This window comes from Bacterioplanoides pacificum, assembly GCF_042648445.1.
Lineage (GTDB): Bacteria > Pseudomonadota > Gammaproteobacteria > Pseudomonadales > Oceanobacteraceae > Bacterioplanoides > Bacterioplanoides pacificum.
This window is the reverse complement of record NZ_JBHRYB010000005.1, coordinates 105230-120419: the sequence shown is the minus strand read 5'-3', so window position 1 is coordinate 120419 and position 15190 is coordinate 105230. Positions and strand designations below refer to the sequence as shown.

At 52.0% G+C, this 15190-nt stretch carries 14 protein-coding genes; 6 read left to right on the top strand and 8 right to left on the bottom strand.

The window, feature by feature from the left end:
• Positions 1 to 8: 8 nt before the first annotated feature.
• The gene (gene clpB / locus ACFOMG_RS05175) at positions 9 to 2597 is read right to left on the bottom strand and encodes an ATP-dependent chaperone ClpB (RefSeq protein ID WP_376865212.1); all 2589 of its coding nucleotides are present in this window, start codon (positions 2595 to 2597) and stop codon (positions 9 to 11) included.
• Between the two features lie 238 nt (positions 2598 to 2835).
• Between clpB and ACFOMG_RS05170 the strand changes: the two genes are divergently transcribed.
• Positions 2836 to 3717 carry a DMT family transporter gene (locus ACFOMG_RS05170; RefSeq protein ID WP_376865210.1) on the top strand — a complete coding sequence of 294 codons (882 nt, stop codon included), beginning with the start codon at positions 2836 to 2838 and terminating at the stop codon, positions 3715 to 3717.
• A gap of 119 nt (positions 3718 to 3836) precedes the next feature.
• Entirely contained in the window at positions 3837 to 4742 is a 906-nt protein-coding gene (locus ACFOMG_RS05165; RefSeq protein WP_376865209.1) for a LysR family transcriptional regulator, read from the top strand.
• A gap of 86 nt (positions 4743 to 4828) precedes the next feature.
• Here the strand turns inward: ACFOMG_RS05165 and ACFOMG_RS05160 are convergent, their stop codons facing one another.
• Positions 4829 to 5275 carry an acyl-CoA thioesterase gene (locus ACFOMG_RS05160; RefSeq protein WP_376865207.1) on the bottom strand — a complete coding sequence of 149 codons (447 nt, stop codon included), beginning with the start codon at positions 5273 to 5275 and terminating at the stop codon, positions 4829 to 4831.
• 223 nt (positions 5276 to 5498) lie between these two features.
• On the opposite strand from ACFOMG_RS05160, the gene ACFOMG_RS05155 reads away from it, so the two are divergent.
• Positions 5499 to 7730 (top strand): carboxy terminal-processing peptidase, encoded by a 2232-nt coding sequence (locus ACFOMG_RS05155; RefSeq protein ID WP_376865206.1) that lies wholly within the window; start codon positions 5499 to 5501, stop codon positions 7728 to 7730.
• Positions 7731 to 7789: 59 nt separating this feature from the next.
• Here the strand turns inward: ACFOMG_RS05155 and ACFOMG_RS05150 are convergent, their stop codons facing one another.
• Both ACFOMG_RS05150 and ACFOMG_RS05145 read right to left on the bottom strand, forming a co-directional pair.
• Positions 7790 to 8125, bottom strand: a complete 336-nt coding sequence (locus ACFOMG_RS05150) for an SMR family transporter (protein WP_376865205.1) — start codon at positions 8123 to 8125, stop codon at positions 7790 to 7792.
• Positions 8122 to 8460, bottom strand: coding sequence for a DMT family transporter (locus ACFOMG_RS05145; protein ID WP_376865204.1), 339 nt, complete (start codon positions 8458 to 8460; stop codon positions 8122 to 8124). The genes ACFOMG_RS05150 and ACFOMG_RS05145 overlap by 4 nt, the downstream gene beginning before the upstream one ends.
• 113 nt (positions 8461 to 8573) lie before the next feature.
• On the opposite strand from ACFOMG_RS05145, the gene ACFOMG_RS05140 reads away from it, so the two are divergent.
• Complete coding sequence (locus ACFOMG_RS05140) at positions 8574 to 9452, top strand: LysR family transcriptional regulator (protein WP_376865202.1); 879 nt, start codon at positions 8574 to 8576, stop codon at positions 9450 to 9452.
• Positions 9453 to 9550: 98 nt separating this feature from the next.
• Entirely contained in the window at positions 9551 to 10159 is a 609-nt protein-coding gene (locus ACFOMG_RS05135) for a hypothetical protein (RefSeq protein WP_376865201.1), read from the top strand.
• A 7-nt stretch (positions 10160 to 10166) separates the two neighbouring features.
• On the opposite strand, the gene ACFOMG_RS05130 is transcribed toward ACFOMG_RS05135, so the two are convergent.
• A complete protein-coding gene (locus ACFOMG_RS05130; protein ID WP_376865199.1) occupies positions 10167 to 12389 on the bottom strand; it encodes a hypothetical protein in 2223 nt (740 codons plus the stop codon).
• 128 nt (positions 12390 to 12517) lie between these two features.
• Entirely contained in the window at positions 12518 to 12829 is a 312-nt protein-coding gene (locus ACFOMG_RS05125; RefSeq protein WP_376865198.1) for a hypothetical protein, read from the bottom strand.
• Between the two features lie 141 nt (positions 12830 to 12970).
• On the opposite strand from ACFOMG_RS05125, the gene ACFOMG_RS05120 reads away from it, so the two are divergent.
• Entirely contained in the window at positions 12971 to 13726 is a 756-nt protein-coding gene (locus ACFOMG_RS05120; protein ID WP_376865196.1) for an enoyl-CoA hydratase/isomerase family protein, read from the top strand.
• 65 nt (positions 13727 to 13791) lie between these two features.
• Here ACFOMG_RS05120 and ACFOMG_RS05115 read toward each other — a convergent pair whose 3' ends face one another.
• Entirely contained in the window at positions 13792 to 14385 is a 594-nt protein-coding gene (locus ACFOMG_RS05115; protein ID WP_376865195.1) for a YajG family lipoprotein, read from the bottom strand.
• A complete protein-coding gene (gene yaaA / locus ACFOMG_RS05110; RefSeq protein WP_376865194.1) occupies positions 14378 to 15166 on the bottom strand; it encodes a peroxide stress protein YaaA in 789 nt (262 codons plus the stop codon). Before yaaA ends, ACFOMG_RS05115 begins: the two co-directional genes overlap by 8 nt.
• Positions 15167 to 15190 lie beyond the last annotated feature (24 nt).

Below are 15190 nucleotides of genomic sequence, written 5' to 3'. Positions count from 1 at the left end.
ACCGCGACTCAGCTGTGGAACACCAGCTGGTCGTTCTCAACATCGGCTTTGATGGTTTGCCCGGCAACAAATTTACCCGACAAAATATCCTGCGCCAGCGGGTTTTCGATCCATTGCTGAATGGCCCGTTTCAGTGGCCGCGCGCCAAATACCGGGTCGTAACCCACATCCACCAGCTTACTGATGGCAGCATCGGTTAATTCCAGCGACAAATCGCGTTCACGTAACCGCTGATGCAACAGTTGCAGCTGAATTTCAGCGATACCCCGTATCTGTTGTTTCTCCAGCGGATGGAATACCACGGCCTCGTCGATACGGTTAATAAACTCCGGCCGGAAGTGACTGCCAACCACCCCCATCACGGCTTCCCGCATATCCTCATAATTCGACTCCGGCTCTGTGGCCAGGGTCTGAATTAAATCGGAGCCCAGGTTGGATGTCATCACCAGTACGGTGTTTTTAAAATCGACTTTCCGACCCTGACCATCGGTTAACTGACCATCATCCAGTACCTGCAACAGAATGTTAAACACATCCGGGTGCGCTTTTTCCACCTCATCCAGCAGAATGACGGAATACGGTTTACGGCGCACCGCTTCGGTTAAATAGCCGCCTTCTTCGTAGCCAACGTAACCCGGAGGTGCACCAATTAAACGCGCCACCGAATGTTTCTCCATATACTCCGACATATCAATGCGAACCATGGCATCTTTGCTGTCGAACAGGAAGGTGGCCAGCGCCTTACATAACTCGGTTTTCCCCACCCCGGTTGGCCCCAGAAACAGGAAAGAACCATTCGGCCGGTTCGGGTCGCTCAGCCCGGCGCGGGAACGACGAACGGCATTCGACACCGCAGTAATCGCCTGGTCCTGCCCGACCACCGAATCGTGTAATACCTGCTCCATACGCAATAATTTATCGCGTTCACCTTCCAGCATTTTATTGACCGGTACGCCGGTCCATTTGGAGACAACTTCGGCAATTTCGTCTTCCGTCACTTTATTACGCAGCAGGGTAAATTCCTGCGTACCGCTGACCTCCGCCTCATTGGCCGCCGCCAGCTGTTTTTCCAGCTCCGGAATCGTGCCGTATTGCAGCTCTGACATTTTTTGCAGATCGCCGGCACGGCGGGCCGCTTCCAGATCAATTCTGGCCTGTTCCAGTTGTTCTTTCGATTTCGATGCCCCTTCCAGTAAGGCTTTTTCTTTTTTCCACACCTCTTCCAGTTCGACATAGGCTGTGCCGGCTTTATTAATTTCTTCGTTAAGGCCGGACAGACGTTTTTTCGCGGCGTCGTCTTTTTCTTTCTTCAGTGCTTCGCGTTCAATTTTTAACTGAATTAAACGGCGTTCGAGTTTGTCCATTTCCTGAGGTTTGGAATCGATTTCCATGCGGATCACGGAAGCAGCTTCATCCACCAGGTCAATGGCTTTATCCGGTAACTGACGGTCGGTGATATAACGCTGCGACAACTTAGACGCCGCAATAATGGCGCTGTCGGTGATCTGTACCCCGTGGTGCACTTCGTAACGCTCTTTTAAGCCGCGCAAAATCGCAATGGTATCTTCTTCAGACGGCTCATCCACCAGCACTTTCTGGAAACGACGTTCCAGGGCGGCGTCTTTTTCGATGTATTCCCGGTATTCATCCAGCGTGGTGGCACCAACACAATGCAACTCCCCCCGGGCCAGGGCCGGTTTCAGCATATTACCGGCATCCATCGCACCGTCCGATTTACCGGCACCCACCATGGTGTGCAATTCGTCGATAAACAGGATGATACGACCATCGTGTTTCGACACGTCTTTTAATACCGCTTTCAGCCGTTCTTCAAACTCACCGCGGTATTTCGCCCCTGCCACCAGGGCGCCCATATCGAGCGATAAAATCCGTTTATCTTTCAGGTTTTCCGGTACTTCACCGTTAATAATACGTTGTGCCAGACCTTCAACCACTGCTGTTTTACCCACCCCGGGCTGACCAATTAACACCGGGTTGTTTTTAGTACGGCGCTGTAACACCTGCACGGTACGGCGGATTTCATCATCGCGGCCAATGACCGGATCCAGCTTGCCCTGCTCAGCGCGTTCAGTCAGATCGATACAATATTTATCCAGCGACTGACGATTATCTTCGGCATTCGCATCGTTCACCGCTTCACCGCCACGCATGTCTTTAATAGCGTTTTCCAGCGCTTCGGCTTTCAGGCCAACATCCGCCAGCACTTTACCGGCAGCGCCACGATCCTGCAGCGCCACCAATAAAAAGATTTCGCTGGAAACAAACTGATCGCCACGCTTTTGTGCGTCTTTATCAGCCAGATTTAATAACCGCCCCAGTTCCTGGGCCAGCTGGATATTGCCGTCCGGCGAACTGACCGTCGGCTGCTCCTGTAATACCGCCCGCAGTGCCCGCTCCAGTTCGGATACATTCACACCGGCGCGACGAATCACGTCTTTGATGGAACTGTTGGTTTGCTCCAGCAGCGCCAGCAACACGTGTACCGTATCAATCTGATTATGATCCTGACCCAATGCCAGACTCTGACTTTCTGCCAGGGCATTCTGTAAACTGGTGGTCAAACGATCCATACGCATAATGGTCAATCCTCAATCGTTAACTCAATGGCTGTTATTCTATCTGGGGTTGTATTAGTTTTTTTCAACACCTAGAGGCAAATATTTATTTTATCTAATAGCAGAACCACTGCCAGCCGCTCCTATCAGCTGCCCCCGACACAATTAATATGATCCCGTTGTTGCGCTTTTAAAGCCCCTGAATTCAAAATACGATCCGAAATTTGTTCAAAACCTGATATTCATCAAGAGAGCCCCTGTGACCACCTCCCCTTTAACCGCAACGGTTACGGATTCCCGTAGCGCCTTACGCCAGGCAGCCTTATTCCTGATTCTGGGTGAAGCCCTGCTGGCCATTATGGGTGCCCTGATCAAACTGGTATCCGATGAGCTCAGTACCGAACAGATTGTGTTTTTCCGCAACCTGGCCGGGCTGATCATTCTGCTGCCGATGATCCTGCGCCAGGGCCCTGCCCTGCTGCACACCCGGGTCTGGCACTGGCATCTGATGCGAGGGCTGGTAGGTGTCAGCGCGATGTATTGTTATTTCTGGGCAATTGCCAATATGCCACTGACTGAGGCATTTCTGGTAAAACTTTCCAGCCCGCTGTTTATGCCACTTATCGCCTGGTTATGGTTGTCTGAGTCCTCGGGTAAACATTCACTGCTGGCGTTGTTGGTGGGCTTTACCGGGGTCGCCTTTATTCTGCGCCCTGGTGATGACAGTGCGTTTACCCTGGCAGCACTGATTGGCCTGTTAGGCGCCCTGCTGGCGGCCCTGGCCAAAGTCACCATTCGCCGTATGTCAGCGACTCAGGAGCCCAGTCAGCGCATTGTGTTTTATTTTGCAGTGATTGCTGCCGCGATTTCATTACCCGCCGCACTGCTCAACTGGCAACCGGTACCGACCCATTATTGGTTGTTATTGTTATTGATTGGTTGTGTTGCCACGCTTGGCCAGCTGGCACTGACGCGCGCCTACAAAACCGCACCCACCGGCAGCGTCGGGGTGTATGCCTATAGCGCCGTGGTTTATGGTGCACTGATGGGCTGGATGTTCTGGGGTGAGATTCCCGCCTGGAGCACCTGGGTCGGGGCGGCACTGATCGTCACATCCGGCGTCATTAATCTGAGGAAATAACAGCTGTCGGAGCACAAACTTAGACATAAGTCGGTGTTTAACAAAAAACAACAACATTATTTCCTGAAAATCCAATATAGTAATGAAATAGATGGATTACTATTAATGAGTCAACAATCATGTCACGCATCGATTCTCTGCAAACCTTTGTCTCCGTGGTGCGCTCGCGCAACTTTACTTCGGCTGCCGATTCCCTGGGCGTTACGCCTTCAGCCGTCAGTAAACAGATCAGCGGCCTGGAAGAACGCCTGGGAGTACGTCTGCTGAACCGCACCACCCGCTCAGTCAGCCCAACGGAAGCCGGGCAAATGTTTTACCAGCACTGTGAGAACATTCTCGAATCGATTACCGAAGCGGAGAAACTGGTCACCGACTTTGATATCACCCCGCGTGGCCGGCTGCGGATTACAGCCATGTCGAACTTCGGACGGCGTGAGCTGGCACGCATCTTTAATGACTTTTCGGAAAAATACCCGGATATCAGCTTTGAACTGCATATCTCCGACCGGCCACTGGACATCGTCAAAGAAGGCTACGACTTTGCGCTGCGCATCGGCACCCTGGAAGATTCCCGTCTGATTGCCAAACCCGTGGCGGAACAAAAAATTGTGGTCTGTGCCTCACCGGAATACCTGCAACAATGGGGAACGCCGCAGGCATTTGAAGATATAAACAACCACCGCATTCTGGTGGTGGCCAATGCCGAATACGCCCGCATTAACTGGTTGCGTCAGTTTGAAAAAGACCACGGCTTTACCTTACAGAATATTGAACGCAAGTTATCCGTTAACGACATCGATCTGGTCTATGAGGCCTGCCTGAAAGGCATGGGTATTACCGCTCTGCCAACCTATATTGCCGAACGTCATCTGGAAAACGGCGAACTGATCCAGCTGTTCCCGAATGTCGAAATTCCGGTACGCACCATTAAAGTGGTATTCCCGCAAAACCGTTATGTGGCAAATAAAAGCCGGGCATTCCTCGACTTTATTACCAATTATTTCGATGACAACAGCAGCCACTGAAGCGCCTGTTATCCGGCCGGAGAAAGGCCTCAGGACAACAAAAAAGCCCGGCATTTGCCGGGCTTTTTTGTTATTCAGCAGCGCTATTAATCCGCTACCGGCATTTCCTCTGGCGCGCAACGCTCATAAAATACTTTCGGGATACGGGCAATTTTCCGCTCGTCGTAATCAAAAAATACAATCCCGGTTTTCGCCAGCGCCACCACCTTATCTTCGTCTTTATTTTCAATACGGTAAATCACATCACAGCCGTATTTATTGAAGTCAGTCAGGCCCACATGAAAGGTCAGATGTTCGCCAACAAACGATTCCGCCATAAAAGACACCACCAGATCGGTGACCATGATCCCCAACCCGGCAATATTAAACTCACCAAAATCAAACTCCCGCAATAACCGCAGGCGGGCTTCGTGCAGTAATGACACCATGCGGTCGTTACCGACATGATTGCCATAATTAATATCGGATACCCGTACGTCCAGCTCGGTGGTGAACGTAAAGTGATCCGGTAAATCCAGTGTTACTCTAGCCAAAATTAACTCCGACCGTTGAATGTTCTCTGCGGCAACGATCGGACTCCGGAATCAACCGGAACGCTGCTGCAGCAGGTCAAACCCTGATGTAATCGTTTGTAAACTGTCTTACAGTTATCCGGCGCATAGATGACAGCCACGCCGAGATACCGTAGCATCAGGGTGCGGCATCATAACCGTGCTCAGGTGTCAGTACAAACAACAAGGACAACCGGCGACAACGATGAGTTTTATTTCTGATTGCTTTTCCAAGCTCCGCTCCACTACCAAGCGGGCACAACACAGTCTGGTAGTTATTTCCCTGTCTCTGGCTTCGTCCTGGTCGCTGGCCACAATCGAGACCATTGCCCCGGGCACCCCGTTTGAACCGCTGGAGCCCAATCGTACCCATTCGGTTACCAGCCAGCAGATTCTGAACAACCTGTTACGTGGCCATTACGAACATCGCCGGCTGGACGACAAACTTTCGTCTAAGGTGCTGGATATTCTGCTGGATGATGTCGACAGTACCCGCAGCTATTTTCTCGCCAGCGATATCCGCGAATTTGAGAAATATCGCCTGCAACTTGACGATGCCCTCGCCCGTGGCGATATGGAACCCGGCTTTGTTATTTTTAACCGTTTCGAACAACGGGTGTCAGAACGGTTATCCTTTTTACTCAACGAGCTGAAAAACAACGCCGCCAAATATCAGTTTGATGGTGACGAGACACTGGAACTCGACCGTGAAGATGCTCAGTGGGCCACCACCAGCAGCGAACTGGATCAGCTGTGGCTGAAACGGCTGAAAAACTCCATGCTCAATCTGAAACTGGCCGGCAAAGAGAAAAAAGACATCATCGAGCTGCTGAGCAAACGTTATCAGAATCAGCTGAACCGCGTACATCTGTCGAAACCGGAAGATGCCTACCAGACGTTTATGAATGCGGTCACCCGTTCTTTCGATCCTCACACCCAGTACTTTTCGCCACGTAATACTGAAAACTTCAACATCAATATGAGCCTGTCATTGCAGGGCATTGGTGCGGTATTACAAACCGAAGATGAACACACCAAGGTGGTACGCCTGGTCCCGGCCGGGCCAGCGGATAAAGCCGGTAATCTGGAGCCGGCGGATAAAATCATTGGCGTCGGCCAGAATGCCGACGGTGACATGGTTGATGTGATCGGCTGGCGCCTGGACGAAGTGGTCGACCTGATCCGCGGGCCAAAAGGCACAACCGTACGGCTGGAAATTTTACCGTCCAGTGGCAGCGGCAACGAAAGTAAAACGGTCGCTATCGTTCGTGATGAAGTCAAACTGGAAGAACAGTCGGCACAAAAAGAAATCATCGAAATTAAAGACGGTGAACACAGCCGCAAAGTCGGGGTAATTGATATCCCGACCTTCTACATCGACTTTAAAGGCCGGATGGAAAACAAGCCGGACTACCGCTCCACCACCCGCGATGTGGCCCGTCTGATTCAGGAACTGAAAATGGACGGCGTCGAAGGGCTGATCATCGACCTGCGTAATAACGGTGGCGGCTCACTGGAAGAAGCGATTTCATTAACCGGCCTGTTTATTCCGACCGGTCCGGTGGTTCAGGTACGCAGTATTCGTGGTCGGGTTGAAGTATTACAGGATCAGGACCCGGGCGTGTTATACGACGGCCCGCTCACCGTACTGGTTAACCGCCTCAGCGCTTCAGCGTCAGAGATTTTTGCCGGAGCCATTCAGGACTACGGCCGCGGCTTAGTAGTGGGTGGCCAGACCTTTGGTAAAGGCACAGTGCAATCGCTGCGGCCGTTACACCATGGCCAGCTGAAAATCACGCAGGCGAAGTTTTACCGGGTTTCCGGTGACAGCACACAACATCAGGGGGTTATCCCGGACATCCTGTTCCCGTCGTTATTCGATAAAGACAAAATCGGCGAAAGTGCGCTGGACGAAGCCCTGCCCTGGGATACCATCCGCCCGGCCGAACATGAAAAAAGCGGCTCGCTGACCAAGCTGGTGCCGACCCTGCGCGATAAACATCAGCAACGTATCAGTGACAACCCGGACTTCCTGTTTATGCGTGAACAAAAAGCCCTGATCACCGAGTTACGTGACAAAACTCAGGTATCACTGAACGAAAAAGTGCGCAAAGAGGAACGTGAAGCCAACGACCAGCGTCGCCTGGCACTGGAAAACAGCCGCCGGAAAGCCAAAGGCATGCCCCTGCTCGACAGCCTCGATGATGATGGCAAAGACAACGAAACCGAAGAGCACAATCCCTCCGCCGACAGTGCACTGACACCGGAGGAAAAACACAAGCAACAGGCCAGCGGTGATGACGCAGGCGCAGAAAGCGACCCGGATAAAGAAGACGAAAAAGAAGACGATGCGGTGTTAACCGAAACCGGTCATATCCTGCTCGACTTTATCGGCCTGACACAACCCGGCACCGCCATGGCACAACGCCTGAACTGATCCCGGCGTTACCACCACCGCCCTGAAGCCTGACGCTTCAGGGCTTTTTTTTGCCCGCCCTAAACCAGCGCCTGCGAGTTAGCGTATTGCATCAGAGCAATAGAAATCACCAGCAACGCCAGACCGCTACAGCTCACCCGGTTCAGACGATGCTGAAATAGCCACCAGGTGGCCAGTGCGGTACCACTGATCGATAACGCGCCCCAAATGGCATAAGCCACAAACAAATCCATCCCTTTGACCGCAAAACCCAACAGCGCAAATGCCGCCATAATGGCCACAATCGCCAGCACACCCCAGCCTTTGCGCCGAAAACCGCGGGACAACTCCAGTGACACATTGGCGAGGATATCCAGTGCCACAGACCCCAGAACCAGCAATAATGACCAACTCATGCTGCTTTCTCCTGCAGATGGTAACCCAGATGGGTTACTGCGATGCCCACGATGGCGCTGAGTAATGCCAGCCACTGCAGCCAGCTGATGCTTTCACCAATAATAAACACCGCTCCGGCAGCAATCAGCACCATGCCACTGCCTTCCCAGAACGCATTGGCAATAGCAACAGGTATTTTGTCGGTTGCCTGACTAAGAAAACCATAAGACAGCACAATCATACTGATCGCCAGCAGAATACCGGCCTCCTCCTGACCCTGATCGACCAGCACTTTCATCATGGTTGTGCCAAAAACCTCACCCAGAATGGCCAGAGACAAATAAACCCAATGCATACTTCACCTGTTATCGCATTATTAACGCAGCCCATATTAATCCTGAGCAGACACTGGCTATAATCGCTGAGCATCAGAAAAACTGATGCTGAGATAATCAAGAGCTAACCTGTATGAACACCGAGCACCTTCGTTATTTTGTCACCATCGCTCAGACCGGTTCGATTGCTGCCGCTGCAGCCCGACTACAGCGCAACCGCAGCACCATCAGCATGGCGCTGGCCGCTCTGGAAGATCAGCTGGGCTGCCAGCTGTTCAGCCGCAGTGGTAACAGCATGACGTTATCGGATACCGGCAGCCGTCTGCTGGATGACTGCTTACGCATCGACACCCTGGTCAATCATATTCGCCGCGAAGCGCAACGTGATCAGGAACCGCTGAGCCTGTTGCGGATCGGCCGGGATGATGTATTGCCGGAATCCTTCTGGCGCCGGCTGATCCGCCGCCTGCACCAGCAACACCCGCAGTTATCAATCGAAATGCACTACCAGAGCCCGGCACTGCTGCAACACATGCTCGACCAGCAACAACTGGATATCGCCTGTTGCCTGGCTGTTCAGGAAACACCCCACAGCCTGACCCCGCGGGTGATTGGGCCCATTACCCTGCAACTGGTATGTGCCGCGGATCATCCCCTGGCGGGGCTGAGCCGGGTCAGCGACGACGACCTGGCGAAAGTCCCGATGATCCGTTTTCTCGAAGAGGTTGATGACGATACCAGCCAGCGCCTGCCCGGTGATAAACACATCGCACTGAGCAGCTTTGAACTGGTACGCGATGCCATTGCCGACGGCCTCGGCTGGGGGCTGGTTCCTCACCCTCTGCTGCGGGGCAATAAACGCCAACAACTCGCTAACCTGCGCTACGATAACAACCGCAGCTGGCACCCGTATGCGTTGTATATCGCTGATCCACAGGCACCTTACCGCCACTTTATCGATGGCATCGGCGATCTGATCGACGAGCAGTTTCGCAGCATGTTCAGCGAATAAATCTCATCTACTATTGATAAACCTGAGAACTGGTTCACCGACTATCAGCCATAAATCGTGTGTTATGGCGGCGCATTTTCTATTGAAACGGAGTTTCTATGCATACCTCAGTTAAATTTCTCAGTGCTCTTATTTTTTCTGCTTTATTGAGTGCCTGTGGCGGTAGTTCCGGTGGCGACTCAGCCAACAACGCCAATCTCCCCGGCAATGGTTCAGGCTTGCCGGACGGCGACGATGACAATGAAGAGCTGCGCTGGGTCAATTATGAAGAAGCGCGTAACTTTTGTGGCGGTGACTATGAAAGCGGAGTGGCTATAACCCAGAAAGTCGTGACGGCCGAAGAGGATGATGACCGTTACCTCTGGGACAGCTCTGCTGCCTCAGCAGCAACACTGACCAGCCATATCGGAGATCACTGTGTTGACGGTGGTTTAACTAGCCTGACAATACACAGTGATGACAGCATGGTGATTATCCGCGAGCGGGTTGCTACGGCAATCATCGAAGGAGATGACGTGTCGGTGTACTTTTACGGTGGCGTGGGGTCACTGACCATGAACGGCAACGATGCTTTGGTTTACACCACAGAAGTGGCCCACCTGGAAAGCAATGATAGTTTCAGCAGCGCCAACCTGGTGTATAAAATAAACGGCAGCCGGCACGCCCCGCAGATATACGGAGGCGTGGGCGAATACAAGGGTAACTGAAAGCCGCTTATGCCGGAGGCAACTCCGGCAACATCTGCCACTTGGTTTTTAACCGGATATCCGCCGTTGTGTTAAATTCCGCCTGCCAGGACGCCTCCAGCTGCTGACAAACCCGCTGATAAAACTGCGCCGATTTCTGCCGTTTAAACTCATTGTCAAAATAGCCGTCAGTGGTCACAGAATCCGAGATCATCAGGTATAACCCCAGCTGACTGGTGCGATAAATCTCACTGTCGAAATACTGCCGCGGAAAGGTTTCCTGCCAATAACCATCGGCGATATAAAATAACGCCGGTGGCAACGGATGACACTCATCGTATTCCAATAAAATTGTCTGGCCCCAGATATTCTGCTGGCGCAATTCATCGAGAAGCAGATCGTGCAACAGCGGCACACAGGCTTCGATATGCTGCTCAAGAAACTGATTATCCGAGCTGTACAGCACATAAGGTTTATCATCCAGAACCCCACACAAAGCCGCCAGCGAGCCGTCACTGTGATAGCTCACGTCAACATAACCCGGCTCTGTCCAGCGCACTCCCTGAATTAACCAGGCATGGCGGTTTTCTATCTGTTTAATCCGCTGAGACTCATCATACTGGTAACGGCTTTCACTGACCTGATGTGACGACAACGAGCGAAAATAACGCGGTACATGACGGTCGCGGCTGAGCTGCTCGTAATCTTCCAGCAAAATATCCCGGGCCACATGAAAGTGGTAACACTCGGCCTGATCGCCACGATCGCAAATAAAACTTTCACGAAATACCTGACCATCTCTGACACCGCGACAATAGATGGCGCGGCCATTATGCAGCTGATATTCAAACCAGTGTCCGCTTTCCGGCGGCTCAGCCCGGAGCATTTCGCTGAGCGGCAAGTGACGATGGTGTTTTTGTTCCAGCGCAAACGGTTCCAGTGTCAGCAGGTTGTCCGGATAATAACCTAGGCTGGTTTTCGCGTCCGCCAGCTGTTGTTTCAGCTGTGCGTAGTCGGCCTGTTTCTGTGCCAGCAGCTCAGTCACTTCCTGCACTAGTGGTTCACTCTGATGAGCCAGCTGTTGTTGCTGTTCGCGGCAATCAATGGCGTCTTTCATTTGCTGCCATTGCCGGGGAGGTAAAATCCGCGCCAGTAAATCCTGTTCATTACAGGCTTCGAAATCCCGCGCGCAGACAAAAAACTGCTCATCACAGCGGAGGTGTTGGCGCAATTGCGGGTTATTCATTAACGCCTGGCAAAAAGAGACATAGAACTGCTCAACCCGGTCATTCTGCTCATCGAACTCCATTTCCTCCAGGCGCGCATTTAACCGATCAAATAACGCGGAATGACCATGGTGGAAATCCACCGCATCAAAATCATCTTCACTGAAAATTTCCGCATCCGGCGCATTCAGCCAGCTGAGTGGTCCGTATTCCTCATTATCATCCACTTCATGTGGCTGAATCAGTGCCAGCGTGGGTGGAAACGGCCCCTGTAAGGTATATTCAAACAACACACAATAAATGGTTTGTGGTAACGCGGCATTTTCCAGCCCCTGTAATAATTCGCGCGTTAATACGTCGGCGGCCTGGTCCAGCAGTTCATCCAGCGACGCTTGTTGCATAGCACGCTGAAACAATACATCACCGTCATCATCCAGCGATTCAATACGGTCAACGGTATAGCTGCCGGGAACAAAAAATACCCGCTGCTGCTGACGATAACTGTGATTATGTAAAGGGTTAAAACCTTCAATACTGATATTACAGATATCGACCTCCCCCTGCTCATCGCTGAGTGTGGTGTACTGGTAATGACGGGTCTCACGAATAAACTCATTCACCTGCTGGTACAGGCTGGGCAAGCCCTGCTCATTGCGTACCAGCCGCTCCGCTTCAACCGCTTTCACCTGCCCGGCATTATGGTATGCCTGGAGGCGGATTTCGGCGTCATTGTCAGCGATAAAAAAGAAGTCGTAATGTACCTCATCGCCGAGCATCCAGCGCGCGTATTCCAGCCCCTGATCACTCAATAACAGCAGGTAGACATCATCCCCCGGTACCTCTTCCGGCTGCTGATATAACCGGGTCTGCGGCTCACTCAATTGCATCAGTTCGGCAATAAACGGCTGCAACGTAAAAAAGTCCGCAGCGGCATAAGCGATATGCCCTTTGCGGGCCAGCGCCTGATCCAGCAGTTGCGGGTAATGTTGCGGCAATGTCTGAAAACGTTCAATCAGGTCCTTCATGTTACTTCCATCAATAACGATTTAACCCCAGTGTAACCTGTCACCGTCAGAATTCAGTGAACTATTGGCCAGCAACGAACACTGCCGCTGTTTGTTCACGCCAGCCGCAGCAGATGGCAGCCGGGGTCTCAGGTCCACATTGCCCAGCGCACATTAATCAGACGATGTAACATCTCGTTTTCCAGCTGATACTGGGGCTCAGCAACACCACAATCATCGGCACCTTTATCGCGCTGGATCCACCACTGATACAAAAAGGTCAGCTCATCAAACGCTTTCGAATGTTCCGGATTAGCCTGCCAGTCGGTATTACCGTCAAGCAGATGCTCCTGTTCAACGCAGTCTTTCAGCAACTGAAAACAGGCGTGTAGCAACACGTTGTCTTTATCACGCCAGCCATCACTGAGGCTGGTAATGGTTAATTGATTGGCCGGTTCCATGACGATACTCCTTCGGGTTTAGCCGCATGATAAACACCCCGGCACCACAGCTCCAGCCGCACAGATTCAAACACCTGTTTGAATTTTTACCGCCCCTCTGCCAAGATGGCGCTATCCAAACCATCTGAAGAGATCAGTGTTATGTATCAGGATATCGAATTCAGCCAGCAAGACGGCATTGCGTTAATCACCATCAGCCGCCCACAGGTGCTGAACGCCATTCGTGTACAAACCTACAAAGACGTGATTGCAGCACTGCAGAGCTGCGAGCAGGACGACGCAGTCAAAGTGATCGTGATGACCGGCGCCGAAGGCAAGTTCACCGCCGGTAACGACCTGCGTGATTTATTACCCGACGGTGATCTGCAGGGTGTACAACAAGGCGTGGCCGGTATCTTTGATACCCTGGCGGCCATGGAAAAACCGCTGATTCTGGCTCAGGAAGGTGTCGCCGTGGGTATTGGCGCTAACCTGCTGTTGCACGCCGACCTGGCCTTTGCCGGCAACAGCATCCGTTACAGCCTGCCATTCGCCAAGATTGGTGTCGCTGCTGAAGGCGGCTCTTCGGTATTATTAAAAGAAGCCATTGGCGCTAAAAATGCCGCCGACCTGCTGTTAAGCGGCCGTTTCTTTAAAGCCGCCGAAGCGGAAAAATGGGGCCTGATTAACGCCGCCGTTGAAGACGGCAGTGCGCTGGAACATGCCATGAAAGCGGCTCAGGAATTACTGAAAAATTCCCAGGGTTCATTACGGGCAATTAAAAAGCTGGGCAAAGCGGAAGGTCATCGTGAACGCGTCAATCAGGCAGTAGAAGCCGAAATGATCGCCTTCTCCGAACTGCTGCAAACGCCGGAAACCCAGGCGCGTATTACGCACGTCTTAAAAGGCGGAAAATAATTGTTAGCCGCCACCTTCGCCGCGTTCAGCGAGAAGGTGGCGTAATGCAGTTTTGCAACGCCGGATCAGCGCTGTACGTTTAACGCCATCATCAGTTCATGATCGCTGAAGATATGCGCCCACAGTTTATCCAGTACCTCATTCACCCACTGCTGGTTATATTGCACATTGGGTGAAGCCGCCAGACGGCGACTTTCTTTAATGGTATAGGGTTTGGTAAACGTCTGGCTGTCGCTGATCACGGTCAGGTAAAACGCCATTTGCATACCACATTCATTGACCAGTGCGCCTTCATTACAGGTGTAAATAAAGTCGTTAATATCCAACTGCACTTTTAACGGTGGTAACGGACTGGAGCCACCAAATCCCAGCTGTGACATAGAGTTCTGCAGTCGCTGAGTGAGTACATCTTTCAGCTCTGCCTGAATCGACAGCGGAGAGTTCTCCGGCAAACGCCCACCACGATGGCCGATCTGTTCGGCACTGAAACGCTGACGCCGATCCACAACCCGCACCAGCGCATCACGCTGCGGATGCACCTGAGCGGCTGTCAACGGATAACTTTCGTTTAACTCAATCATCTGCGGCGCCAGGACACAGCCCGTTAAACCACTTGCCAGTGCTGCTGTTAATAACAGTGTACGAAGGGAATTAACCATTCGGGATATCCTTTTCTGCTCGTTTAAACACCCAAGTATCAGCACTGGAATCTTCTTCACAGTAACGATACCCGGCGACATCAAATTGTTTCAGTTGTTGCGGCTGATCCAGCTGCTGCCGGATCATATAAGCTGCCATCATACCGCGCGCCTTTTTAGCGTAAAAACTGACGATTTTATACTGACCGTTTTTTTCGTCCTTAAACACCGGGGTAATTAACTCACCCTGCAGTTGTTTCGGTTTCACGGCCTTAAAATATTCATTCGATGCCAGGTTGATAACGGCCCGGCTGGTGTGATGTTCAAGTTCGGCATTCAGCGCTTCAGTGATGATATCACCCCAGAAATCATACAGGTTTTTGCCGCGCGGATTTGCCAGCCTGGTGCCCATTTCCAGCCGATAAGGCTGAATTAAATCCAGCGGTCGTAATAAACCGTACAAACCACTTAAAATACGCAAGTGCGTCTGAGCAAAATCCAGCTGTTGCTGATCAAACTGTTCTGCTTCCAGCCCGGTATAAACGTCGCCTTTAAAAGCCAGCAAAGCAACTTTGGCGTTAGCGCTATTAAACGGCAGCTGCCAGTCGTGATAACGCTGCACGTTGAGTTCCGATAACGCCGGGCTGAGTTTCATCAGCGCACCAATCTCATCGGGTGAATAGGGTTTCAGCACATCCACCAGCTCTGCCGAGTGATGCAGAAAACCGGCTTCACTGAACTGTGTGGTGGTGGGTGGTGTGTCAAAATCCAGCGTTTTCGCCGGAGACAACAAAGTCAGCATAACGAGTCCTGTTTACGGATGCGG